Here is a 26,032-nt window from a genome sequence, read left to right on the forward strand (position 1 = left end):
AAAATGGCTATAAAATGGAGAGACAGCCTTGCTATAGGAATAACTGAAATAGATGACCAGCACAAAAAACTTTTTGAAGCTATTGATAAGCTTTTTACAGCATGTATACAGGGAAAAGGAAAAGAGGAAGTTGTCAACACCATTAAGTTTCTTGAGGACTATACAATAGTTCATTTTACTGATGAGCAGGAAATGCACAAAAAGTACAACTATCCTGAAAGAGATGCCCACAGAAAAATACATGATAATTTTCTTAAAAATTTTGAAAAACTAAAGGAGCAGTTTGAACAGGAAGGTGCCAGTCCACTTTTTATTTCGACAATAAACAAGCAGGTGGTTGATTGGCTTATACAACATATTGGTAAAGCTGATAAGGCATTTGCGGCATTTGTAAAGGGTTAAATAAAAAAATAATGGAAATTTAATACATATATTCAACAATGTTTCAACTTTCCATAAGAATTTATTTGCCGAATTATGGTGCTATATAGTATAATTAGGGGTGTGGTTAGCAATTTGAAGGAGCTGATATACCTTGACTGCAAAAAACAAAGTTGTTATACGTATAGCCGGCAAGGATTATACTCTGGTTGGAAGTGAACCTGACGAATACATACACAAGGTTGGCCTTTATATTGATAAGAAGATGAACGAGATAATGCTGCGAAACAGCAGCTTTAGCACGTCTTTGGCTGCGGTGCTTACGGCAATTAACGTAGGTGACGATTATTTCAAATCTAAGGCTAGGGAGCTTTCCCTTGAAAAAGAGAAAGACGAGCTTGTCAGTGAAATGGAAAAACTTAAGAGTGAAGTTGAACAACTGAGAGAGCAAAATGAAGAGTTGGCCGCCAAAAACACATCTTTGCAGGTTGAATTGGCAAAGAGAGAGGCTGAACTTGGAGAGGTAAGAAACTCTATAAGCAGGGATAACCGGGTAATCGCTCAGAAAAGCCTTGCAGGATATGACATGTAAAAAAATTTTAACTAATTGCAGGCCGGAGGAAATATTAATTTCTCTGGCTATTTTAATGTTAAAATCCCTTTTGAGCAGGAAGGGTAATGTGTTACAAAGAATTATATAATATATATGAAAATAATTCTTTAAGGAGAATGACATGAAAGTAATTTTTACATTTTTAGACGGAGTGGGAATAGGTGAAAAAGATAGGACGGCAAATCCTGTGTATGCTACTGAACAACAGGTACTTGCCAGACTTATAGATAATGCCAGATTTCAGGCTGATGCTTCAATGGGTGTGGAAGGTCTTCCCCAAAGTGCCACGGGTCAGACAACCATATTTACCGGAGTAAATGCCCCTAAGGTACTTAACAGGCATTTAAGCGGACAACCCACCATTTCTCTTAAAAAGGTTATATATAAATCAAATATATTCAGCGAGCTTATAAAAAGGGGCTATAAAGTCACCAGTTCAAATGTTTACAGGGATGAGTATCTGGAAAACATGCTGAACGTAAAGGACAGGAAACACAGACCTTCGGTAACATCTGTCATGAGCATGGCAGCCGGAATTGAGTTCAGGACAGTAAATGAATTCATAAGTGAAAACGGAGTATACCATGATATTACAGGAGATATACTAAAGGAGTCCGGATACAGGGTTAATACCATCACTCCACAAAGGGCAGCACAGAACCTATACAGACTTAGCCAAAATTATGATTTTACATTGTACGAGCATTTTTTAACTGATATACAAGGCCATAAAGCGGATTTTGATGAAGCGGTAAAATTAATAGAAAGACTGGACAGTTTTTTTGACGAATTGATAAAACAGATGGATTTTGAAGAGGATGTGCTTATTATAACCAGCGACCATGGAAATATTGAGGATATGAGTGTTCATACCCATACCATGAACAAGGTACCTGTGGTAGTACTGGGAAAAAAAGCAGAAAACGTAAAGACAGAGGTTCATTCACTGACAGACATTATGCCCTTTGTGCTTGAATTGTTTTCAAAAAATGGACAGTGAAATGCAGTAACTTATATGGATATTTGGAGGTAGCAGTTTGGCTAAAAAAATAGAACTATTGGCACCGGCAGGGACATATGATGCCTTTTTGGCTGCAATAGAAAATGGGGCGGATGCAGTTTACCTTGGAGGAAAACTGCTTAATGCCAGACAATTTGCGGGAAATTTTGATGAGGAACAGTTGGAGAGGGCATTGGACTACGCTCATACCAGAGATGCCGGCATTTTTTTAACTATGAATACTTTGGTTTTGGATTCGGAAATGCAGGAGGCTGTAGAATATGCCGCAAAGGCATACGAAATGGGTGTAGATGCCTTTATAGTACAAGATATGGGTCTTGCAGTCAATTTGAAAAAACTGATACCAGGAATTACATTACATGCCAGTACACAGATGACAATATACAGCATGGAAGGCATAAAAGCCCTTGAAACACTTGGATTTGACAGAATAGTACTTGCAAGGGAGCTGAATCTTGAAGAAATAAAAAAGATTTGCGGACAAACTCCTCTTGAAATTGAGGCTTTTGTCCACGGCGCTTTGTGCATATGTGTTTCAGGACAATGCTATATGAGCAGTATGATAGGAGGAAGAAGCGGAAACAGGGGGAAATGCGCCCAACCATGCAGAATGCCATATTCCATAAAGAGGGATGGCAGTGACATTGGCAGTGGATATCTTATCAGCCCAAAAGATATATGTTATATAGATCATTTATCTGAACTTATTGATGCGGGGGTAACCTCACTAAAGATAGAGGGGCGAATGAAAAGCCCTGAATATGTGGCCTCTGTAGTTGCTACCTACAGGAAATATATTGACTTGATTTATGAGGCAAAAGGTATTACTCACAGTAAAACGAGTAGACATAAAGTATCGCAGGAGGATAGACACAAACTGCTCCAAAGCTTTAATCGGGGTGGGTTTTCTAAAGGTTACCTTTTAGGTAAAACAGGGCCGGAAATGATGGCGTATGAGAAACCAAAAAACTGGGGAACCCCTTTAGGAAATGTGGTTTCACAGGATAAAAGCACAAATTCTGTTCTCATAAAGCTTGAAAATACTCTGGGAATGGGTGACGGAATTGAGATATGGTCCGGCAGTAAGTTTCAGGAAAGTCCGGGGGGGATAATAACAAAAATAGTAAAGGACAAGAGATTGGTCAGGAAAGCCCAAAAAGGTGATGCTGTGTGGGTTTCAGTCATAAAGGGAAATGTTCAGAAAGGAAGCAGGGTCTACAAGACTTCAGACAAGGAAATGCTGGAGCAGGCTGCAGCAACCTATTCAAAGGGGAGCAGAAAGTCCTCCATAAAAGCAAACTTCACCATGAAATACGGACAAGTACCGGTATTAACTTTGCAGGATGCTTATGGAAACAGTGTTTCGGCAGTAGGTGAGCAATTTCCTCAAAAGGCTATAAATAAGCCTTTGACAAAGGAACGAATCATTGAACAATTGAAAAAGATGGGTTCAACACCTTTTGATATAGTTGACATTAACCTTGACATCGATGAGGATGCAGTCATCCCAATAAGTGAGCTTAACAACATAAGAAGAAGTGCTGGTGAACAACTGGAACAGAAACGAATATTATCCTTTAAAAAGGAATCAGCTAACTTAGATAAAAGAACATTTAATTCAATTTCATATTTCCCGGGAAATGTTCAAATGATAAATAAAGATAAAAAAATATCTGCAATGTTTTATGATTACCCTGGCGGAATGGACTTTAAAGACTTGGACGTTGACAGAGTGTATCTGCCATTTACGGAAATAATGGGAAATGAGGGTCTGGTACGTGCAAAAAGTATTCATGAGACAGGTAAGGAAGTATATGCGTATATCCCCGCCGTTATAAGGGGGAATTACACGGAAATATTGAAAAAAAGCCTACAAAAGGTTTCTAATGACGTAGACGGATTTTTGGCCGGAAGCCCCGCTGTTTATGATATAATACGGGGAAAGTTGGGTAATAATGTGCCAATAGTCGGTGACTATACGATTAATATAATAAACAGTTATTCTTTGAATAAGTTAAAGGAGCTGGGATTCACCGGAGGGACTCTCTCCTGTGAACTTAATCTGTCTCAGATAACTGAAATGAAATATCCTTCGGATTTTGATACTGAACTTGTGGTATACGGAAAAATCCCGGTTATGACCAGCGAATATTGTCCTGTAGGCGGAAGCGTGGGAAAATGTGAACCTCAGAAGTGCGGCAAGCTTTGTAAAAACGGTGTTTATAAGCTTAGTGACAGAAAGGGTGCTGAATTCCTTGTTAAAAGCGATTGTGTTGACTGCCGCAGTACAATATTTAATTCCAACGTACTTTTTGCACCTGAGCTTTCAGAGCAGATAAGCAAAACCGGGATTGAACATATAAGGTTGAGTTTTGTTGATGAAACTGAAAAGGACATACACGATATATGTTGCTTATATAGAAGTTTGCTTGGACATGATAAAATAACATCTAATATGGAAAAATTGATTGAGAGGATTAAAGCATCAGGCTTTACAAGAGGGCATTTCCAAAAGGGAGTATAAGTATTGGAAACATGGTTTACATAAAACAAATGAGAAATAACTAATGGGGAGGAAATAGAATGTCTGTTGAGATATTTATAGAATTGTGCAGGAAAGATGCAGTTTTGCCCAAATATGCCAATCCGGGGGATGCCGGGATGGATGTCTATGCAGCGGAAAGTGCCATAATTGCACCCGGAGAAACAGTTGTTGTACCCACGGGGTTAAAACTGGCAATACCCGAGGGCTATGAAATTCAAGTCAGACCCCGCAGCGGAATATCCTTCAAAACACCTTTAAGAGTCCCAAATTCACCGGGTACAATTGATAGCGGATATCGGGATGAGTTGGGAATAATAATTTCCAACAGCTCGGATATGGATGTTCCCGACAACAGTGAGTCACCTTTTACGTTGGATGAAAAAGAAAACCGCAAGGGAACATATATTATAAGAAAAGGTGATAGGATTGCGCAGATAGTTTTACAGGTTGTACCAAAAATGGAATTTACCATTGTTAATTCCGTCAGAGAAATAGGCAGTGACAGAGGCGGAGGATTCGGCTCAACAGGAATTACAAAGTAGACTTTTATATTCTATAAAGGAGGCTGATTTTATTAAAGTTAATGGTAATATACAATCAATAAAGGACAAAGTTCTTCATGAGTTAGAGGATTTATACGATAAAAAGTACGGTTCAAGGGACTTGGTTCCTGAGGAACTTGCCGTGACTATTTCCAGAATATCAGCAGATATAAACCGAGAAATTTCCGTACTTATTAACAGAAGAGGTATTGTAGCAGACATCAGCATTGGTGACAGTGGAACAGTTACTTTGCCACAGGTAGACGGCAGACGGGGAACAGCAAGACTGTCTGCAATAAGGTGTATTCATACTCACCCCAGCGGAGGGGGAATGTTGTCTCAGGTAGACGTAAGCACACTCCAGAAGCTGAGACTGGATACCATGATAGCCATAGGTGTTGTGGACGGACAGCCTTCTGAGATTTATACAGGCTGCATTAACCATGAGGAAGGCGTTGACATTTATGGGCCATTTAGCATGGGGGATACTCGTCTCAACTATATCTACAGAATAATAGAAGAATTGGATGCCTCGGCAAAGAGCGAAATTTATGAAAACGAAGAAGAGGCAGAGACTGCAATACTTGTAGGCTTGGAAACTTCACAAAGCAGACTGGAAAATATAACCTCAAAGGATGCTCGGGAATCCCTGGAGGAACTTGAGGAGCTGGCAAAAACAGCAGGGGCGGTAGTTGTAGACAAGGTATTGCAGAAGAAGCAAACTGAGGACTCTGCTTATTACATCGGCAAGGGAAAAATAGAAGAGCTTTCTTTAATGTGTCAGGCAAGGGATGTTCAGCTGCTGATATTTGATGATGAACTTTCAGGGGCCCAGATAAGAAATATCGAGGAAATGATAAAGGTAAGGGTAATTGACAGAACAACCCTTATACTTGATATATTTGCACAAAGAGCTGTTTCAAAAGAAGGTAAGCTTCAGGTAGAACTGGCACAGCTTAAATACAAACTTCCGAGGCTTATGGGTATGGGAACCCAGCTTTCAAGGCTTGGAGGAGGTATAGGAACCCGAGGCCCCGGTGAAAAAAAGCTGGAGGTTGACAGAAGGCATATACGCAGGAGAATCACAGGTTTGGAGCAGGAATTGAAACAGCTGGAGAAGAGAAGAGAGTTTTTACGTAGCAACAGAACCAGCAATAATACTCCTGTAATAGCAATTGTGGGGTACACCAACGCCGGAAAATCAACGTTAATGAACAGGATGTGCGGTTCTTCGGTACTTGTTGAAGACAAGCTTTTTGCAACCCTTGATCCATCTGCCAGACAGCTTACAATGAGCGACGGAAGGGAAGCAATACTCATTGATACGGTTGGGTTTATCAGAAAACTTCCCCATGACTTGATTGAGGCCTTTAAATCAACTCTGGAAGAGGCAGTTCACGCAGATATGCTTTTGCACGTGGTAGATGCCTCAAATGAGAACGTCTCAATGCAAATATCCGTTGTAGAAAAGCTTCTTGAAGAACTGGGTGCTTCAACTAAAAACACCATACTGGTACTTAACAAGCAAGACTTGATAAAAGACGGCAGGAGAATCAGTACTGTGGGCTATTCGGCAGTTTGTGAAATATCGGCTGCTACCGGAGATGGCATAGAACAGCTGTTGGAAAAAATAACAGAAGGCTTTATGCATCAGCTGAAGGAGGTAAACCTTCTAGTGCCGTATAATGACGGATGGGTTATGCCGTATATATACAAAAACGGACAGATAATTGATCAGGAATATGAGGAAGGCGGGATAAAGGTAAAGGCTCTGGTTAAGGTGGAAAAAGTTAGCAGGCTTGCGGATTTTATGGTTGTATAAATTCACCAGTTAGAGTATTATAATATTAACAGACAACTAAATAAAAACTAAATTCTATCAGGAAGGGGTTTTGATTATGCTTGTTAGAAACTGTGCAGGTGGAGTGGTCTTTTCTGGAGAGAAAGTGTTTCTTTTAAAAAACGAGAAGGATGAATGGGTACTTCCAAAGGGGGTCATCAGAAATGGAGATTATCCCGATGAGGTAGCCAAAAATAGGGTAAAGGAAGAAACGGGAATTGATGCCGAAATTATTTTAGCAGCAGGCAATACCAACTATGAATTTTTCTCTGTAACACGTCAGCGTCCGGTTTGTAACAAGATTACCTGGTATGTAATGAAATCCCTTAATGATAATTTTGAAGTTAATAAAGAAGATAATTTCAGTGAAGGCGGATACTTTTCCATTGAAGAGGCTTTGGAGAAGATTACTTACAGTCAGGACAGAGCACTTATAAATTTGTCTTTTGCGAAATATAAAGAGCTGGCTTAGCAGTTAGTTTAGAGTATTATAATGCAGTAAGTATCAGCACTCCCGGTTTTTGGGGGTGCTGTTTTTAGATATAGGATAGAATATACTAAGAATAAGTTTACATAACATTGGATGTTAATAGCTACTTGGGAGGTTAATTTGTTACCTGAATACAAAACAATTTTAAATAACGCTGAAGCGGAGTTTGAAGAAAAAAAGTCCAGATTTATTGCTAATGTTCGTCCTGTAACATGTGAAGAAGAAGCACTGGAGTTTATCGAGGCAATCAGGTCAAAGTACTGGAATGCAACTCATAATGTATATGCCTACAGTATAAACAACGAAACCTTGATCCAGAGATACAGCGACGACGGTGAGCCTTCGGGGACAGCCGGTGTACCGACGCTGGAAGTAATAAAACGTATGGGCTTGCAGGACGCTGTGGTGGTAGTGACCCGCTATTTCGGTGGAACATTGCTTGGGGCCTCCGGGCTTATACGAGCATACAGCAAGAGTGCCTCCTTGGGTCTTGAGGCAGCTGAAATAGTTACCCGTAAGCTGTGTTATAACCTGAATATTATAATAGAATACACTATTTTCGGACGGCTTCAGAATATGCTTATTTCAAATAATAATATTATAAAAGACATCAGATATGAGCAGGATGTTGAACTTTGTGTTCTTATAGAGGTTGGAAATGAAGAAAAACTCATGAAGGATATTGTAGAGGTTTCCAATGGAAGAGCTATCCTTGACCTTGGTGAAAAAACTTACATTACATTAGGCAGTGATGGAAGGTTGATTATTTAACAAATAACTATTATAATTTATAATGGATTTTAATTGTAAAATAAAGCTTTAGCTTTTAAAAGAATATAAATAGGATTTATTAGGAGGTAAACATGTCAGGGCATTCAAAATGGGCGAATATTAAACGCCAAAAAGGTGCAGCAGATGCTGTCAGAGCCAAGATTTTTACTAAGCTGGGAAGAGAAATCCAGATAGCTGTAAGAATGGGAGGAGCTGACCCAAATGCAAATTCTAAATTAAAGGATATTATCGCTAAATGTAAAGCAAATAATATGCCTAATGATAATATTCAAAGAAGTATTAAAAAGGCATCGGGTGAAGCCGATGGTTCCAACTATGAAGAAATAACCTACGAAGGCTACGGCCCGGGCGGAGTTGCTGTTATATGCGAATGTACAACAGACAACAGAAACAGAACAGCCGGCGACCTGAGGCATTATTTTGATAAATTCGGCGGAAACCTTGGACAAAGTGGCTGCGTTTCCTTCATGTTTAACAAAAAAGGTGTTATAGTTATTGAAAAGGATGACAAGGTTAACGAAGAAACCTTGATGATGGAAGCATTGGATGCCGGAGCAGAAGATTTTGATTCAGATGATAACTGCTACGAAATAGTAACTGATCCTGCTGATTTTTCAGCTGTTCGTGAGGCACTTGAAGCAAAGGGCTACGAATTTATTGAAGCAGAGGTTTCAATGATACCAACTACTACTACAAAGCTTACAGAACCTGAACAGATTAAGTTTATGGACAAGCTGATAGAAGCATTGGAAGACCTTGACGACGTGTCAAATGTTTACCACAGTTGGGAACAGGAAGACGAGGAAGAATAAAATATTAAAAGTATTGCCAATTTTTTTCAGGATTTCAAATAAGCCTGATTAGAATTGGCAATTTTAATTTTGAAACCTCATGAGCTGGTTTTGGTCAAAATCCCATTCGGGTGTCTTCAACGTATCACCAAAATTAGTTGAGTACCAAGGACTTAGAGCTTCATTTTCAGGGTTTCTTAGAATATGAATGCTTTGTGCAGGCATGTAACTCTGTGCTGTCAAAAATATCTTTTCTCCTGTTTTTTTGTTTTCTGCCATATCCAGTACGATAACAGCGTGACCGGGAGTAGCACCTTTTAAAAATACGTCTCCTATTTGCATGTTTTCTACAGATTCATATTTCATCTCTTTTGAAAGAGATAAGGTTCCTGCGTATGCAAAAACTACATCCAGATACTTTCTGAAACTACTGTATTCTTTTGAATAATTTGTATTTTTAACCCAGAAGATGTTATTACCCTTAACTACAATTCTGTTTCCATTCATCCATTTCCAGTAATCAGCGTTAAATCCATTTGTAAAATTGAAGTGTATTCTTTTGTAAAGTCCCTGATTGTACAAATATTCAGCTCTTAATCTGATAACTGCATCAGCACATTGTTGTAAATCTCTATTGCCCACATCAATATCAAGAACTGCAACATGAACATTTTTTTCCGTTACCTCGCCGTTGTAAAGCTTTATCTTCGTACCATCGGGCTTTACGGATAAATCTCTAAGGTATTGACCAAAGGAGTTCTTTTCTACATTTATTCTTTCAAAGCCTTTAGGAACCCTGATTCTTTGCTGAACCGTTTGTCCGTTGGAATTAATAAGATTCTCAGGTTTTTCGATTGTATGAGAAGGTATGCCGGATGCCTGTGTTGGTACTGAGACAGTGCTTTTAGTGGTTTGAGCAGGATTTGTATTTGAACATGCAGTAAGTAGGACTAGCATAATCGTAATTAATAATTTTTTCATAGATCATCCTCCTGAACTCATTGTACCAAATTTCCAAATTAATGCATATGTAAGGCGATATTTTTGGAAAAAAAGTCGGACAGCTGCAATTCCGGTATGCTATTATATTCTCATCTTAAGAGACTAAAGGAGCGCTTCTTTGATGAACTACTATGAAAGAATTCAGAAATCCATTGATTACATTGAAGACAATCTTGAAAACAAGATTAACCTGGACTTTGCAGCACAAAAAGCATATATGTCTATGTCAAACTTTTATAGAATGTTTTTTGCACTAACCGGCTATTCGGTAAAAGAATATATCAGGCTTCGCAGGATTAGCCTGGCGGCTTTTGAGCTACAAAGTAGCAATACTTGTTTAATTGATATTGCAATAAAGTTTGATTTTGAAAGCGGAGACAGCTTTTCAAGAGCTTTCAAACGTGTAACGGGATTTCTGCCAAGTGATTATAGGAAACAGAAAAACTTGTACAACTTTGAGAGGATTGATATTATGGAAAAGTATTTTGATATTCAGGACAAAGAACTTATTGAGAATTATCCTGACATAAAGGTTTTGAAAGAACTGAAGCCAACTCGTGTAGCATATTTTTGCTATTATGGAAAACAACCTGAGCACCATGCTTTTGCTGTAATGGCAGAATGGCTTAATAAGAATAGTCTGAATGTAAATGAACAGAATTTACGTATTTTCGGATACAATAACCCGAATCCGTCATCTCCCGATGAAGTAGAATACGGGTACGAAGTGTGCGTCACTGTTGCAGATAATATAGTTATAAAGGATGACCTTGTAAAGGAAAAAGTTCTAGACGGAGGACTTTACGCTGTTACAAACGTTAAGCGAGGACAGGATGGTAATATAGGGGATGAAATCGTCAAGGCGTGGAACCGCTTTAAAAACTGGCTTTCGGACAGCAAATATGTTTATGGCGGACACCAGTGGTTGGAAGAGCACTTGGGCTTTGATGATAATGCCACCCATATCGGTGGAATAGACTTATATATGCCTATAGCTGTGAAATCCAGTGAGTATGACATAACCAAAACATTTGATTACATAGAACCTATGTTGACGGCTACATATACTGCAACCGGAAAAGATGCAGCTGAAAAAGCACGTGCTTTCTTTTTTAAATGGGCAGATTCCCAAGGCTTCTTTAATGACAGCAAGACACACAGGTTTTTTGCTTACTACAACCATGAGAGAATAGGTCATAAAGATTTTTTCTATAAAATCCATGTTACAGTCGATAAAGAATTTAGAGCTGATAATCCGGATATTAAGCTGGAAGAGTTTAAAGGCGGTTACTATGCCATAATGAAAGCAAAATACAGTTATAACGGTTGGACATGGGGCGAGTTTCTTAAATGGTTATCCAAAAGTACGGAATTTGACTTGGGAGACTATTGGTTTTTTGAAGAATATAAGCTTAATAAACCTGAACTTGAAATGGATACAGAAGTAGTTTTACATATGCCGGTAAAATAAAAAGTGTAAGTAGCGTAGGGGAGTTAGGGGGAGGGATACCCTGCAATATAGTGCATGAATTGACGGGATATATAATTCTGTCCATGTTAGACTGATTATTGAAGGGAGGTTATGCGTATGAACTGGCTTGATAAGATGAATGAAGCAATTTGCTATGTAGAAGATAACTTAACGGGAGAGATTGATTTTGACGAAGCTGCAATAAAGGCATGTTGTTCAACCTATCATTTTCAACGTATGTTTTCGTTCATTACAGATGTACCGTTGTCTGAATACATCAGACGCAGACGGCTAACTCTCGCAGCGTTTGAACTTCAGAACAGAGGTGTAAAGGTAATCGACCTTGCGTTCAAATACGGATATGAGTCCCCCGACGCATTTACCCGTGCATTTCAAAATCTACATGGTGTTACGCCCACATCAGCGCGTGATATGGGCATACAGCTAAAAGCCTATCCACGCATATCCTTCCATATTTCGATTAAAGGAGATATGGAGATGAATTACAGAATTGAAGAGAAGGAAAGTTTTTCAGTATTTGGTGTTGATACAATTGTAAGTAAGGTAGATGGGAAATGTTATGAGAAAATACCTTCATTCTGGCTTAAATCAATTAAAGACGGGACTATGGAACGTATTTTAAAAGCTGCTGACTGCAGGAATCCTGATATGTTGCTGAATGCTGCAATGTACGGGCATCAGGATGATGGGACGTATCATTATATGTTATGTCAAAAAACTCCGCAAAAAGGTATTCCTGAAGGCTTTGTAGAACTGGACATACCAAAGCTGACTTGGGCCATTTTCCCGACAGAAGAGCATACCGAGGACAAAACTTCAGAAAAGGTACAGGCAATATGGGAACGCATATACCCGGAATGGTTTCCCTCATCAGGTTATCAACATGCAGATGCCCCTGAATTTGAAATGTACTATAAAGTGGGCGATAATAAATTTATAGTAGAAATCTGGATACCGGTTTATAAATAGAATTTAGCTTCTTTTATTTATTCAAAAACTTAGAAACCGTCCGGCAATCAAAGAATCCTTGCTTATAGAAGAAAGCTTGATTGTCGGAAGAAAGTTTCCCATTTATGCTATCAAGCTCCAGAACCAGTGCAAAGGTTTCAGAAGGCAATAAATTTGCCAGCTTCTTTAAGATGTCTTGATACTTATTATAAATCTCCAAACAATCAGCGGAATTGCTGAACTCGTCGCTCAACTCATCAATTCTCCTATCCATACAAGATAAAATGAAACTTTCCCTGCTCTTAAAAATATCGTTATTTTTATTAAACATATATTTTCCCTCCAAAGAAAAAATGGAGGGAAAATTAAAAAGTGCGGATAGGTGTGACCCTACACGCACTTGTTTGATTGCAAAAAGAAACAAAACCAAGTATAATAAAAACTGGTTGCTGTGGTGGACTTTCGTCCATACGTGTGGGTGCTCGTAACACCTGCATGAGTTACTAAGTGTTTGCACCACTTAGTAATCACGGCAACTATTTAATTTTCCCTAAAAAGATTATATCCATTATGTGAGAATTTTGCAAGAAATTTATATCCCGGTAAGCTTATGTTGATTCCGGTATTCAACAGGTGTTATATGAATTGCTTTTTTATATACCTTAGTAAAATAATTGGCACAAGAGAAGCCACATTCCTCTGCAATTTTCTGAATAGACAGATTGGTATTCAAAAGGAGCTGCATCCCGTGTTCCAGGCGAATTTTGGTTAAATATTGTACAGGAGAAATTCCTTGTTCTTTACAGAATTGTCTTGTGAGATGGGAATAGGTAACACCAATCTCCGGGCACATTTCCTCAAGATTTATTTGCTTTGAGTAGTTTCTATTTATCCATTCTATTGCGGCAGCTACGTGGGGGCTTGATTTTCCGGTAGGTGGAAATTCTACGTTTCGCAGTAAAGCAATTAGAAAACGATAGAGCCATTCACTACCCATATAGTGGCCTACCGGTCTTTGACTTTGAAGGTTATTATATAATTCAAAAAAGTAACTGATGGGTAAACTGTCTATTTCTAATTCCAGTACGGAACCGGTTAGTTCACGGATACGATTAAAAAACGGTGCCACGGCAGGACCCGAAAAGTGTATATAAAAGAATGTCCAACTATATTCAGGATCATCCTCTGCTTGAGAAAGATAGTATTTGCTTTCCTCCGGAAAGGATATTAAAAAAGCCTTACCCTTTGTCAGTTTGTACCGGGTATTCCGGTTTTCATATATCCCATACCCGTCTAAGGTGTATTGAAAAAGGTAGCCATGGTAGTCTCTTATTGAATTATCATAAATATAGTTTTCTTTTTGTCTTGATTCCAATCCTAAATCTTTTATACTTAATGATTGTTCGCCAATAATGTCTGAACCAAAAAAACCAAAATTGCCTAATTTCCATGACATCAAAAAATTACCCCTCTCTGCAGATAACTACTCTTGTTGGTGAAAAAGCCTAATTATATAATACTTTATATAGAGATTAAATCAAAGAATACATATCAAAATTTTACTTATGGAGAATAAATTGTGAATAAAAATAAGTTTGCTGTTACGCCACCCATGGGTTGGAACAGTTATGATTACTATGATACTACAGTCAATGAGGAACAGGTTAAGCAAAATGCGGATTTTATGGCTGCAAACCTAAAGGAATTCGGATGGGAATATATAGTTGTTGATATATCCTGGTATAGCCATGAGGCAGGTTTGAAAAGAGACGAATTTCAATATGTACCCTTCGGTAGAGTGGAAATTGATGAATACTCCAGACTTCTTCCATGTCCGGAGCGTTTTCCGTCCTCTGTTAACGGTAGGGGTTTTAAGCCTCTGGCTGACTATGTTCATAGCCTTGGGCTAAAGTTTGGGATTCACATTATGCGAGGTATTCCCAGAATAGCAGCCCACAATCACATGAGGGTTTTCGGAACTGATAGAACAGCGAATGAGATTTCTGACCCATATTCCATTTGTATGTGGAATCCTGATATGTATGGATTAGAGGTTAATAAACAAGGAGCTCAGGAGTATTACAACTCCATATTTAATTTATATGCCCAATGGGGAGTAGACTTTATAAAGTGTGATGATATATGCAGACTTGACATGAAATCTGCTGAAAAAGAAATTGAGATGCTTTATAATGCTATACAAAATTGCGGACGTCCAATAGTTTTAAGCTTGTCGCCGGGGCCAGCTCTTATAAATAAAGCATGGCACTATGAAAAATATGCGAACATGTGGAGAATTACAGATGACTTCTGGGATAGTTGGCCGCTGTTAAAGAATATGTTTGAGAGATGTGAAAATTGGCAAAATCATGTTTCAGAAGGTTGCTACCCTGATTGTGACATGCTTCCTCTGGGGTATATCGGTAAAGGCTTCGGGGAAGAACGATTAACAAACTTTACTAGAGAAGAACAGATTACTATGATGACCCTCTGGTGTATATTCCGTTCTCCCCTTATGGTTGGGGCAGAACTAACCAAGTTGGATAATTGGACACTGGAACTTATGACTAATAGGAAAGTATTACGTCTTCTGACCCACTCAACAGGTGCTAAACAGATTTCAAGGGATGATAAGCAAGCGATATGGTTTTCAAGGGATACAGAACAGGAGTTTTGCTATCTTGCCGTATTCAACCTCAGTGACCGAGTAAGAAATGTTCAAATAACTCCTGATGAGCTAGGATTTGACTGTTTTAAAGGGTGTGTTTTTGAAGAATTGTGGCGTAATGATACCATAAACAATATTGATGAGAAATTGGAGGTAACTATTGCACCTCACGGGGCAAAACTGTTTGAAGTTTCCATAAATATCCTTTATACTGATATTTAAAGGGATTAAATTATGATTAAAAAATTAGTGGTTATACCTATACTTTTTATTCTTATTTCTCTTGCAGGTATTAAATATTTGATACCTTTGGACAAGTCCGTTCATAAAGAGATAAGGAAAGAGGATGTCCTAAGAATAGAGAGTTGGGGAGCTAAGGTAATTGGCCATACAGAAATAAAAGACCCTGTCTTATTTGATAATATAATTAAGTGGTTTAATAACTCATATGATATAAGAGAAAATCCGGAGTTTGCTGGTACGACTCCGGAGGCTGGTATTATTATAATATTAAAATCCGGTAAGGGAATAAGTATTTTAGAGGGAGCCAGAGATTTTGAGGTGCAGAGAAATGATATAAGAGATAAAAATATATCTTACTTTGCAAAACAAAAAGATATCGGCAAATATCTTGACGATTTACGTTAAGGAGGGGAATAGATGAATGAAAAGAGGCCCATTTTAATAACGGTAATTGCCGATTTATTTATTTTGGCTGCAATGTTTTCAATAGGAGCAACTATTTTCCCCGGATATTTTAATAAACTGGGATTCCACATGAATCCTCTGCCGATTTATTCAAACAGTGTTATGAATATATTACTTTCATTAGTTCTTATAACTGCGGCAGTTGGATTATTGTTCCTTAAAAAATGGGGTTATCGGCTAATGATTATTTATTATATTTTCTTTATGCTGGTAAATGTTATTTGGTGTTTACAAAATGGAAAAGTACCTCTTACTTCGGGTATCATTTTTTCGTTTTTAATAATATCTAATATCATACATTACAGAGAGCGCTTTGTTTAAGGCATGGGGAAGTACGAAGCCGGAAGAGGTGAATACATATTTACGGTGTTCTTTCAGATTGGCAAGAATGAACTGGCAAAAATGCTTGATAAGATGGACGGATTCTTGCCAAGGACAAAAGAAATATGGGAAAGCCGTTATCCATGTGGTGACGGAGGCTGGCTTTATTATAGGGTTCTCAATGCGGAAGAAATCAATGATATTAAAGAGCTTATGAAAATCAAGAAGAAACCTGTGAGGTCTTGATTTTTTAATATATATCTGCAGATAGACTTTTACTTTTTAATCTTGTTACAATTTTTTCGTTATGTAGGTCCTTGGGCAATTAATGACTATTGATAGATTAACCTCAAAGTCGTCCAAGCAGATTACTACAAGTACCATCACAACCTGAACAACCATACTGACAACTACCACTACAACTATAACTGCAAGCACTAATACAAATAGCTGAACAAAAAGCATTGCAAGAATAACCATTTACATCTTTCTTTGACTTACCGATTTTTTTATTAGAAAATAAACGATCCATAACAACACCTCCCTTAAATTGGTCTCTTAGTGTCTATCTGCAGATAAAAGATAAACTAATCTTACTATTTAGTTAAAAATATTTCACAGGTTTGAAAATCTATATTCCAGCGATATCCCTCAATGCTTTTCCAGTTATACTTTTTATACATTTTATCCCACCATATCTGCATATTTTGTTTGACCTTGCCCAATTCCGATATCATTTTATCCTGCATAATTTCTTTTTTATCAGTAGAGAGTAAATCATTTTCCAGAGTAGCTGAAAGCTCCTCAATTCCAATTTTTCTTTCGAAAAGTATTAGTAATTCATTTCTTTCTTCTTTGGTGACGGTGCCAACTAATTCTCTAGTCATAATAAGCTCCTTCCTTCCCTTATGTTTTTAGTAGCTTTTCCAATGGGTCGCTATAGTCAATTTCTCTTAGTGTATTTTCGAATTTATAGGAGTTATTTTCTTTGAGTAGTCTTTGAAGCTTCCTAGAATGTTCTCTTTCTATATGGCTTATTACACACTGGATTTTTGAAGGTGTATTTATCTCATTTGTCATTTTTTTGTTTAGGTATTTACATCTGTTGCAGTTGTAAACATCACAGGCGGAGCATATAGGTGCATTTTCCAACTGGAACAGTTGGGGATTTTTTATATCAATACCGTCCGAAATAGTGCCTATGTGACAATCAGGGTCATCAAAGTAAAATGCCGGACATATATAAATTCTTCCGTTTGGCGCAAGTGCAAAAGTATTGGTACCTGCGTCACAGTTTTTCATAGCATTCAAATTCCATATATCGGTCAATACGTTTATTTCAATTTCTTCGTCTTGGTCGTATTTTTTTGCAACAAATTCAACTATTCTAGCTAACTGAATTTTGTACTGCTGAATATCTTGGTCATTCCATTCATTAATATCTTCAATCTCAAGATTTATCCTATAGACCACACTGAAAAGTTTCTCTATTAATTCATATAAGTTATGTATATTATGCCTGTTAAGAAGTAAAATGCCGGGAGCTTCTCCATCCTGGTTGTCTGCACTATTGTCATATACTGAAATGGCATTCCCGGCTTGTCCTGCCTTATCAATAGTAAGGTATTCCTGATGTTTTTCTTCATTTACTCCCTGTGGGACCCCTAAAAAAACAGGTGTATACCCCTTTGCCTCGCAAAATGCGATACCTTTTTCTAAAACTTCGGGAGTCATGATATTGTTAGTTGACTTTGTGTTTCTATAGGAACAATGGGGTATGATGTTATCTGAAGTTATAAATTGTAAGTAGCTCTTGTTTTGCTGTTTTCTGTCCAGTGCAGCTTTTTTTCTTTGAGAAGGCAAGCCGGATACACTTTCAAACTTGTCCCAGAAGTATTGATTTGCTCTAACAGTCGCTTTATGTATCTTGCATATATGTATAGCCCTTTGGTAAATAGTATCAGTGTCCGCCAGGTCGTAATTGCAGCCCTGACACCAAGCACAGCCGCTGGCCACTTCACACTTAACACATTCCGGCCGACTTTGACTTTTGAGACTTAAAGCTTGAAAGGGTCTTAGCTTGTCCTGATTAATCCCACTATCAGAGTTTCCAACACATATTGCTTTCCGGTTATTTAGACTGATACTATAAAACCTTACGCATGGATAAAAGTTGCCGTCACAGTCAATTGCCAACATTTTTCCTGCACCGCAGTAATTTTGATTTATGTCTTCTTCTGTAAGCGGGTTACCTATGCTGGGATCGAAGAATCTTACAGAGTATTCTTCCCATAGCTTGTTCTCAAGAACGTAATCAGCAAGCTCCCTGAGCTGCTGTTCCATAATTATGTCGTCGCCGTCCTTCCATACATCCTCAAACACTACATTTGCGGCTACAATTTTTATACCGATATCCCAAAGGCTGATAATACTATCTTTAAGATAAGGAATATCATCATGGGCAAAGGTAGCCTTTGAAGAGGAGTCCGGAAATTGGCTTAGCCAGAGAGGTACATTTTTAATTACATCGTCATAGGAGCCGCTGCCATCCGGCTTTATTCTTTGCAAGTCATGTTTCACTTTATTTCCATCTACACTTAAACCGATAGAGAGGTGTGCCTTATTCTTTTTAATATATTTTTGAACCGCCGGTGTGCTGTAAAGAAGACCATTACTTGAGAAGGATAATCTGTAGCTGTTGAACCAAGGATGGTCAAGGAGGAAGGTTTGCTGCTTGATGTAGTCTGTTATTCTATCCACCAGCTCAATTTCTACAAAAGCCTCTCCGCCTATGAATTCCCATATTACTGATTTTTCATTAAAAGTCTCTCTTTCAGAAAGTAAATAGTCCACAACCTTTTTAGCTGTTTCAAAGGTCATCTTTTTAAAACTGTTTTTACCTGTCATATAGCAGTATTTACAGGCAAGGTTACAGTCTTCTGTTACGCAGAAGGTTATATTCTTTGGCCTTCCATCCAGACCTTCCCACGAAGGGGCTAAACTTCCCATTTTGATATTTGTACTATTTCCCACTTTATCACTCCTTTTTTAAAAGTCCCTTTTGTAGAGCTTCTTTAGCTTCCTTATAGGAAAGATTATTCTTATCTTTTAACATCCGAGCCAAATGCCCTGATATATACGCTGCCGATAGGCTTGTACCTCTTACGTTTTGAATGTCGGGTATTTCTTGCAAGAACTCTATACCGTCAATTCCTGCGGGAGCATGGAAAAACCCCTGTTTATAGGAATACTTCATACAATCATCAAACCAGCCTGCCTTTACGCCAATAACCCCTTTTAGATAAGCTGGGTAGGAGACCCTTTGTAGATTTTCAGCGGCAGCTACTATCGTTATATTGAGTCTTTTTGCCTCTTTTACTATTTTTCGAAGTGGAAATATGTATCTTTTTTTTACAGTACCCAGACTCATATGTATGATGTCAGGCTTGTAGTCAAATACCTGACTTAGGGAATATGCAAGTATTCTTCCGTCTGACGAAAGGTTCTCGTCAAGGATATTTATACTTATAAGCTCAACATCACTGCAAATATGGTGTATTATCGCAGCTACTATGGTACCGTGAAGGTTTCTCGCAGGCAGGGTTTTGTTCTCTTCTATATATCCTTCACTATTAACACCAAAACCTGTTGAGTGTATTACACACTTATTCAAATTGCACATTTGCGTGTTTATACCACTATCAATTACGGCAATCTTGATTTTCTTGCCCAATTCCTCTATATCAAATCACATCCCTGCTATTGTCATTTATAAGCTCTACTTCTGCTTGGTACAGATTTTTGTATACTTTATTGGTATGAATTAATGAATGGTGATTGCCTCGGCCAACTACTTTTCCTTTATCCATTACATATATAACATCGGCTTCTATTATTGTAGAAAGTCTGTGAGCTATCAGTACTACGGTACAATCTTCAGCTAAGGTATCAATGGCTTTTTTTATGTAAAATTGAGATTCATTATCCAGAGAAGAGGTGGCCTCGTCAAAAAGAATTATCTTTGACTTTTTTAATAAGGCTCTGGCTATAGCTATTCTTTGCCGTTGACCGCCAGAAAGATTTACACCGTTTTCTCCAATCACAGAATTATATTTATCAGGCAAGGATTCAATATAATCATGAATATAAGCCCTTTTGCAGGCACTTTCTATTTCCTGCTGAGAGGCATCCGGGTTTGCAAGCAACAGATTTTCTTTTATAGATACTGTAAATAGAACAGGCTCTTGTCGTACTACTGAAATATGCCTGCGTAAATCTTCTTCCTTGATTTCATTTACTTCTGTGTGGTCAATGAATATATGCCCGTTACAGGGCTGGTAAAGTCGTAGCAATAAATTGAAGACGGTTGTTTTGCCGCTTCCGCTGCTTCCTACAATGGCTGTCCTGCTTTTAGCCGGAATGTTTATAGTTACGTTATCCAGTACATTTATTTGGCTTTCATAACTAAAGGAGACATTTTCAAATTTAATTTCTCCAGTACTATTATCTATACTTTTTTCACCAAACTTCTCAGGGGAATAAGTAAGTCCGTCTATCAAGTGAAATATTCTTTCAAGGGAATTCATAACCTGTTGTAAATTCATGTTAAATTTGCTTATGCTTAAAAGTGACCCTGAAAATTGACCGGAGTATGAATTGAAGGCAATAAAATATTTAATGTCTAATGAGCCGTTTACAACGAACATTCCTCCCACTAAAACGACTGCGATATAAGTTATATGGTTCACAATATCTGAAAGAGCCTGAGACTTTGCACCAAGCAATATTACAGTTATAATCATTTCCTTTAATTTGCTTGCAATCTGTGTAAATGATTCAAACTTGTCTTTTTTAATTCCTAAGCTTTTTACTTCTCTTATACCCCAGATGGTTTGGCCTGAGTCGCTAAAGTATTTATCATTCAATTTGGATAATTGTTTATTGCCGGCCCTGATTTTTTTTCCATATGTATTAAAGATGTAAAAAGATATGGGAAAAGTAATTATAACTATCAAAGCCAGTTTAATGCTTATGGTAAATACGGTTATTCCTACGGCTATAAGACGTATGATATCAACAACAGTATTTATTAGCGTGTTGGTAATAGCATTTGCAACCTCACCTGCATCTCCATGTAATCTGGACATTAATTCTCCATTATTTATTTCATCATAAGCTTTTACAGGAAGATCCAGAATGGCTTTGTACATATCCCTTTTTAAGTCGAATATTATATTTTGGTTTAATGAAGAAAAGATGTAAGATTGTAAATATGAAATAATGCTTGCAAGGATACCAAGTAACAGACTGTATACTATATTGGGTATGGCACCAGCCATGCTTTTTTGAAAAAAGCTGTCTAATATTCCACCCCAAAACAGAGGCTGAGCTATTCCTATCCCTATTCCTCCGATTATACATACAAAAGCCAGTACGAATTTAGTCTTATATGAGAATACATATTTTAGAGCTCTTTTAAGCAAGGTTATATCTTCTTGCTTTAAAAATTTTATCTTCATGATTCAGTCCCCACATTTACCTGTTTAATTGTTTCTATCTTTAAAAAATAAGTGTAAACCAGACTGACTACAAAAAGGCGTGTATTAGAGAATATCCATTAGGACGCATCTATTGCATAAAATAGAAAAATAGAATTTTGTATGATATCTGTACTTTATAAATAATTTACCATGTAAGGGGTTAATTGTCAATTTGTATGATTGAATTACAGGATAGGATTGATAGTGTTCTTACTGATAAGTGACAAGTTTTTGCAGTCAAGCATTTTGAGAGTTTCAATAATAATGAATATGAGGAAGAGTGCATAGTATCGGAATATAACGATAATGAAATGGAGATTCTCACCCAAGATAAAATTACACTGAGTAAGGTAAATTCCGCTTACAAGCTATGCTAGATTATAATTCCAAAAAAATCAATTAGTTCTTCTGTCAACAGACGTTCTGCTTTAGCTAAGAACAGTATTTTATCCTTTAGATTTTCCGTTAGTGCTAAATTATTCGATAAAACAGCTTTTACATATGTAAGCTGAATGATATTCCAACGATTTATTATATCCAGAATTCTATCCTGAAAATATTTAGCAGCTTCACTTTTTACCTGTTTCAGGGTTCTAAAGCAAAATTCCAATAATACGGAAAAATCCTGCCGCCTTTCATATATATTAATGAGAACATACTTTAGGTTATCGCTTCGAATATCTATCAGAGAGGAATTATGCAGCTCAAACTGGTGATTCATAAGGTCATCGATATCATGTGCAAAATCCTCTATCATGTGGAATGAGTTTTTACCGCCCACAAGTTCAAATCTCTTTTTTATAGTATCAATGAGTGCTTCAGCTGCATTTAAATTTGGGGATGTAATACATTCTGCTATGGAAATCCCTTGAATCCATTCAATTGCTTCATCCAGTACTCCAAAAGATACGTTTGCCTGATCATAATAAGGGTCGGTAACTATTAGTTTTTTTGAAACCGGATCAATTCTGACAGCTATGGCATAGTGCGGGCCGTGCTCTTTTTTATATGAGAGGTCCCATGGGATGTAATATGCATCAATTTTCAATATGATAAATAGATTTTTTTGCAGCATGTTCATTAATAAAGAACGGTTATCCTTTTCTTCATAAAAGAATTGTATTATAATCCCATGATGTTTTTTTAAGTCATTTAAATAATCGGGGGACAATAAAAGGTTCTGACTAATATCCTTATTGGGATCGTTAATATATTTAAACTCCCAGGAACTGAGAAAGCATAACTCAAAATCGCGGCCTACTATTCCTGCATATGTAGCAATACAATCATAAAAACAATATCTGCTTGGGATACTATCTCCTCGAGGCCTGTAAACTTTTGTGTAATTCTTATTATTCAACATGGCATGTTTCTCCTCTATGATATATTAGAGGGAGTTATGATGAACGATGAGATGTACTTTGGCACTTGATATGGTGTGTATATTCCTGAATCTATAAAGACATGCTTCCCTAATAATATATAATACTAAATTTATTAAAATTATAAGTTATCCTGCAAAAAATTACAACAAATGCTATTGGGGTTTGGTAGTTTGCTAAAAGGTTGGATTGGATGATTTAGAAATTTGTTAGAAATAATAATTTCCAGACTAATACCAAATTTACAAATTAATGTTATAATATTGTTAATTTAATTCTAAAGGAGGAAAAGTATGTTTAGGTTGAAACGTTTGTTATTAGTTATCATTTCAACGTTAATTTTCACAATGGCATTTTCGACAATGGCGTTTGCAATTGAAGTGAATGCAGATTCCCAAAGCCAGAATTCCGGGGATTCAGTTATTTTACCTGTGTATTGGTATCATCAGATATTTTCTGATAAACCGCTCTATATTCATGATGCAGATACCGATACATGGTATGACAGTGTAAAAGGTACTGTTGAAATCAAGTGGTCAAATTACGTGTCCATGGCTAAATCCTTGACTGCTGATTTACAGGTTCCTGACGGTACATACCAATTTAATCTGGTTACAACTGATAGTTGTTCTTCAGATTCTATTGAGGGTACTTTTAACATTATCAAAAACGGGGTAGTAGTTGCATCAAACATCAAGGGTCAGGTTTATGGGCTAAGTTTGGCAGAGGGTAACTATTTCAAATTTTATTCCAATGACACTAAATGGCATTTTAGTGCATATATAACCAAAAGAATTGATGGGTAAAATAATAATACAAAGAGTCACCGGATTAAATTTAATCCGGTGACTCTTCTACGTTATGTATACAAGTTAAATTCTAAAAATTGATATTGAGGACTGCAACTCATCAGCAAGTTCTGCTAATGATTGTGCGGAAGAAGTTATTTCTTCCATTGTTGCAACCTGTTCCTCATTTGCAGCAGAATTATCCTGGCTTAATATTGCCCCTTCTTCTGCCGCTTTTTTAATTGTTTCAGAAATTGAGACAATTGCTTGGCTCTGGGATGAAACAAGCTCTATAGATGCCATTACATCCTTTACTTTACTATTCACATTTGTTACATCAGCTTTAATAGCTTGGAATGTTTCAGCAACATGCTGCGTTTTTGCAAAACCATCTTTAACCTTCTCATTCCCTTTATTAATTGATATAACAGCATTTTCTGTTTCACTTTGAATTTCCTTGACAAATTGAGCTATTTGTGTGGCTGATACTTTAGATTGTTCAGCAAGTTTGCGAATCTCCTCTGCAACAACAGCAAACCCCTTACCTTGCTCACCTGCACGGGCTGCTTCGATTGCTGCATTTAGCGCAAGAAGATTTGTCTGTTCTGTAATGCCTGTAATAATTTCAACAATGTTTCCAATTTCTTTTGAATGTTCTCCTAACTTTCTGATTACAGTTTCAGAATCACTAACGGTTGATGTTATATCATTCATTTGTGCCACAACGTCATTTACCGTAATAATTCCATGTTCGGAAGCTGAAAAAGCCTTATCTGACAAAGTGTACATCTCTTTACTATTTTCAGAAATTTGCTGTATATTCGTAGACATTTCCTTTATTGTATCGGTTGAATGTTGAATGCTTCCTAACTGTTCTTCCGCCCCTGAAGCACTTTTTTGAGTAGCTTCAGCAATCTGCTCATTTGCTTTTGTACATTGTTCGGCACTGGCGGTTAATTCTTCTGAAGAAGCAGCAACTTGTGTCGATACGTCACTTACTTTTGCCAGTATATCTCTCATATTAGCAACCATTTTATTTAAAGAAGTTACCAATACACCGATTTCATCCTTGCTTTTAATATTTAAAGCATCAACCGTCAAGTCTCCATCGGATATCCGGTGCAGTGTGTCTGTGACTTTTTTTACAGGTGTTGATATGCTCCTGATCAATAGGTACGATGTTATTATAGTAACAAGAACTGCAATTATGCTGATTATTGCAATAAGTATGTTGCTCTTGTCTTGCACATCTATAACATCGTTCCAAGCATCATTTGTTAACTTGTCTATATCCTTTTTGATTTTATCATGAGATTCACGAAAGCTGTCAAATAGCTGTTTGCCATCCCCGGCTTTTGCACGTGCCTCTTCCAAATTCCCCTGCTTGACAAGGGAAATCTGTGAATCAAAATATTTCTCAATAGCGTCAATCTTCGGTTTAGCTTCTGCTATAAGCTGTGCCATAATCGGGTGCTTGTCTAGCCTAGACTCAATTTCTTTTAATTTTACTCTAATATCACTTTTCCCGAAATTGTATGGATCAAGAAACTTTTCATCTCCTGATACAAGATACCCACGTACTCCAGTTTCCTCATTAACTAACGCCGTTAATAATCCATCTGCCGCATAACCTATTGGAATAGCATCTGTTATAAGGTTTTCTGCCTGGATTTTCAAGGAGCGAGTTGCATAAATGCTTGTTCCAACGATACCTGCCATTAATACTAATACTAATACATAACTTGTGATGAGTTTTTTTGCTACTGACATTGGCGTTCCTCCATAGGGCATATTTTTTTTCTGTGAAGATAAAGCTTCAGTGTAAATATCGGCAAATACATGCATTATGTTAACCGATTACTGCTATAATTTTGTGAGGAGGAAATATTACCAGGTAATACAAAAAGAGCTACACAGAGCCGCTCCGATTCACATTGACACTAAAAGTATGCAATGGTATTATATGGGTTATATCCCTATATAACTTACTGCTTTTTATTACGTGAAAAATGCCATATATGCGTATCTAATTCCATACGTATAAACAAGGACGCGTTTATTCTTAATTAGACTTAACAATCAACTGTTTATCAATGTATTTTGTATCAATCCTTAACAATTTTATGTTGGATTTAATGCGTGTGAAGCCTTAAAAGATAGCACACGAT

The 26,032-nt window shown here is 37.2% G+C and carries 26 protein-coding genes; 16 read left to right on the top strand and 10 right to left on the bottom strand.

The features are described 5' to 3' along the window. Positions 1–3: 3 nt before the first annotated feature. The 9 genes from CLO1100_RS00865 (at position 4) to CLO1100_RS00905 (ending at position 9,036) form a co-directional block, all read left to right on the top strand. Positions 4–402 (top strand): bacteriohemerythrin, encoded by a 399-nt coding sequence (locus CLO1100_RS00865; protein WP_014311875.1) that lies wholly within the window; start codon positions 4–6, stop codon positions 400–402. A gap of 133 nt (positions 403–535) precedes the next feature. After that, positions 536–973, top strand: coding sequence for a cell division protein ZapA (gene zapA, locus CLO1100_RS00870; RefSeq protein WP_014311876.1), 438 nt, complete (start codon positions 536–538; stop codon positions 971–973). 142 nt (positions 974–1,115) lie between these two features. Then, on the top strand, positions 1,116–1,994 hold the full coding sequence (locus tag CLO1100_RS00875; protein WP_014311877.1) for a peptidase: 879 nt from the start codon (positions 1,116–1,118) through the stop codon (positions 1,992–1,994). A 37-nt stretch (positions 1,995–2,031) separates the two neighbouring features. Next, a complete protein-coding gene (locus tag CLO1100_RS00880; protein ID WP_014311878.1) occupies positions 2,032–4,539 on the top strand; it encodes a U32 family peptidase in 2,508 nt (835 codons plus the stop codon). A 59-nt stretch (positions 4,540–4,598) separates the two neighbouring features. Next, positions 4,599–5,102, top strand: coding sequence for a dUTP diphosphatase (gene dut, locus CLO1100_RS00885; protein WP_014311879.1), 504 nt, complete (start codon positions 4,599–4,601; stop codon positions 5,100–5,102). Positions 5,103–5,133: 31 nt separating this feature from the next. Continuing rightward, on the top strand, positions 5,134–6,924 hold the full coding sequence (gene hflX, locus CLO1100_RS00890) for a GTPase HflX (protein WP_041700339.1): 1,791 nt from the start codon (positions 5,134–5,136) through the stop codon (positions 6,922–6,924). A 76-nt stretch (positions 6,925–7,000) separates the two neighbouring features. Then, positions 7,001–7,414, top strand: a complete 414-nt coding sequence (locus tag CLO1100_RS00895; RefSeq protein WP_014311881.1) for an NUDIX hydrolase — start codon at positions 7,001–7,003, stop codon at positions 7,412–7,414. A 138-nt stretch (positions 7,415–7,552) separates the two neighbouring features. Continuing rightward, positions 7,553–8,203: a YigZ family protein gene (locus CLO1100_RS00900; RefSeq protein ID WP_014311882.1), complete on the top strand. Its 651-nt coding sequence runs from the start codon at positions 7,553–7,555 to the stop codon at positions 8,201–8,203. A gap of 92 nt (positions 8,204–8,295) precedes the next feature. After that, positions 8,296–9,036 carry a YebC/PmpR family DNA-binding transcriptional regulator gene (locus CLO1100_RS00905; protein WP_014311883.1) on the top strand — a complete coding sequence of 247 codons (741 nt, stop codon included), beginning with the start codon at positions 8,296–8,298 and terminating at the stop codon, positions 9,034–9,036. 63 nt (positions 9,037–9,099) lie between these two features. Here CLO1100_RS00905 and CLO1100_RS00910 read toward each other — a convergent pair whose 3' ends face one another. After that, the gene (locus CLO1100_RS00910) at positions 9,100–9,996 is read right to left on the bottom strand and encodes a DUF4846 domain-containing protein (RefSeq protein WP_014311884.1); all 897 of its coding nucleotides are present in this window, start codon (positions 9,994–9,996) and stop codon (positions 9,100–9,102) included. Between the two features lie 142 nt (positions 9,997–10,138). Here CLO1100_RS00910 and CLO1100_RS00915 point away from each other — a divergent pair, with 142 nt between their 5' ends. Both CLO1100_RS00915 and CLO1100_RS00920 read left to right on the top strand, forming a co-directional pair. Then, positions 10,139–11,488 (top strand): effector binding domain-containing protein, encoded by a 1,350-nt coding sequence (locus CLO1100_RS00915; protein WP_014311885.1) that lies wholly within the window; start codon positions 10,139–10,141, stop codon positions 11,486–11,488. 117 nt (positions 11,489–11,605) lie between these two features. After that, on the top strand, positions 11,606–12,478 hold the full coding sequence (locus CLO1100_RS00920) for a GyrI-like domain-containing protein (RefSeq protein ID WP_014311886.1): 873 nt from the start codon (positions 11,606–11,608) through the stop codon (positions 12,476–12,478). 13 nt (positions 12,479–12,491) lie between these two features. Here CLO1100_RS00920 and CLO1100_RS00925 read toward each other — a convergent pair whose 3' ends face one another. After that, entirely contained in the window at positions 12,492–12,788 is a 297-nt protein-coding gene (locus CLO1100_RS00925) for a hypothetical protein (RefSeq protein WP_014311887.1), read from the bottom strand. A gap of 261 nt (positions 12,789–13,049) precedes the next feature. Then, on the bottom strand, positions 13,050–13,913 hold the full coding sequence (locus tag CLO1100_RS00930) for an AraC family transcriptional regulator (protein WP_014311888.1): 864 nt from the start codon (positions 13,911–13,913) through the stop codon (positions 13,050–13,052). Positions 13,914–14,036: 123 nt separating this feature from the next. Between CLO1100_RS00930 and CLO1100_RS00935 the strand changes: the two genes are divergently transcribed. Genes CLO1100_RS00935 through CLO1100_RS00950 form a run of 4 tightly spaced genes read left to right on the top strand, consistent with a single transcriptional unit; the run spans position 14,037 to position 16,400 of the window. After that, positions 14,037–15,347, top strand: a complete 1,311-nt coding sequence (locus tag CLO1100_RS00935) for an alpha-galactosidase (protein ID WP_014311889.1) — start codon at positions 14,037–14,039, stop codon at positions 15,345–15,347. 12 nt (positions 15,348–15,359) lie between these two features. Further along, positions 15,360–15,773 (top strand): hypothetical protein, encoded by a 414-nt coding sequence (locus CLO1100_RS00940; protein ID WP_014311890.1) that lies wholly within the window; start codon positions 15,360–15,362, stop codon positions 15,771–15,773. A 12-nt stretch (positions 15,774–15,785) separates the two neighbouring features. Beyond that, positions 15,786–16,154 (top strand): hypothetical protein, encoded by a 369-nt coding sequence (locus CLO1100_RS00945; protein WP_014311891.1) that lies wholly within the window; start codon positions 15,786–15,788, stop codon positions 16,152–16,154. 3 nt (positions 16,155–16,157) lie between these two features. After that, positions 16,158–16,400, top strand: a complete 243-nt coding sequence (locus CLO1100_RS00950; RefSeq protein WP_041700134.1) for a DUF3788 family protein — start codon at positions 16,158–16,160, stop codon at positions 16,398–16,400. A gap of 45 nt (positions 16,401–16,445) precedes the next feature. Here the strand turns inward: CLO1100_RS00950 and CLO1100_RS00955 are convergent, their stop codons facing one another. The 6 genes from CLO1100_RS00955 to CLO1100_RS00980 all read right to left on the bottom strand — a co-directional run bounded on the left by CLO1100_RS00955 (position 16,446) and on the right by CLO1100_RS00980 (position 23,057). Continuing rightward, entirely contained in the window at positions 16,446–16,634 is a 189-nt protein-coding gene (locus tag CLO1100_RS00955) for a hypothetical protein (RefSeq protein WP_041700135.1), read from the bottom strand. A gap of 116 nt (positions 16,635–16,750) precedes the next feature. After that, positions 16,751–17,041: a CXXX repeat peptide modification system protein gene (locus CLO1100_RS00960; RefSeq protein WP_014311893.1), complete on the bottom strand. Its 291-nt coding sequence runs from the start codon at positions 17,039–17,041 to the stop codon at positions 16,751–16,753. Positions 17,042–17,060: 19 nt separating this feature from the next. After that, on the bottom strand, positions 17,061–19,187 hold the full coding sequence (locus CLO1100_RS00965; RefSeq protein ID WP_014311894.1) for a radical SAM peptide maturase, CXXX-repeat target family: 2,127 nt from the start codon (positions 19,185–19,187) through the stop codon (positions 17,061–17,063). A 4-nt stretch (positions 19,188–19,191) separates the two neighbouring features. Further along, positions 19,192–19,887 carry a S8 family serine peptidase gene (locus CLO1100_RS00970; RefSeq protein WP_014311895.1) on the bottom strand — a complete coding sequence of 232 codons (696 nt, stop codon included), beginning with the start codon at positions 19,885–19,887 and terminating at the stop codon, positions 19,192–19,194. Between the two features lie 10 nt (positions 19,888–19,897). Continuing rightward, entirely contained in the window at positions 19,898–21,673 is a 1,776-nt protein-coding gene (locus tag CLO1100_RS00975) for an ABC transporter ATP-binding protein (protein WP_014311896.1), read from the bottom strand. Positions 21,674–22,067: 394 nt separating this feature from the next. Next, the gene (locus tag CLO1100_RS00980) at positions 22,068–23,057 is read right to left on the bottom strand and encodes a hypothetical protein (RefSeq protein ID WP_014311897.1); all 990 of its coding nucleotides are present in this window, start codon (positions 23,055–23,057) and stop codon (positions 22,068–22,070) included. Positions 23,058–23,369: 312 nt separating this feature from the next. Between CLO1100_RS00980 and CLO1100_RS00985 the strand changes: the two genes are divergently transcribed. Next, positions 23,370–23,882, top strand: a complete 513-nt coding sequence (locus CLO1100_RS00985; protein ID WP_014311898.1) for a hypothetical protein — start codon at positions 23,370–23,372, stop codon at positions 23,880–23,882. A gap of 66 nt (positions 23,883–23,948) precedes the next feature. Here the strand turns inward: CLO1100_RS00985 and CLO1100_RS00990 are convergent, their stop codons facing one another. Beyond that, the gene (locus CLO1100_RS00990; RefSeq protein WP_014311899.1) at positions 23,949–25,634 is read right to left on the bottom strand and encodes a methyl-accepting chemotaxis protein; all 1,686 of its coding nucleotides are present in this window, start codon (positions 25,632–25,634) and stop codon (positions 23,949–23,951) included. Between the last annotated feature and the right edge of the window lie 398 nt (positions 25,635–26,032).

Origin of the sequence: Clostridium sp. BNL1100, assembly GCF_000244875.1 — a bacterium.
In the GTDB taxonomy this organism is placed as follows: domain Bacteria; phylum Bacillota; class Clostridia; order Acetivibrionales; family DSM-1351; genus Ruminiclostridium.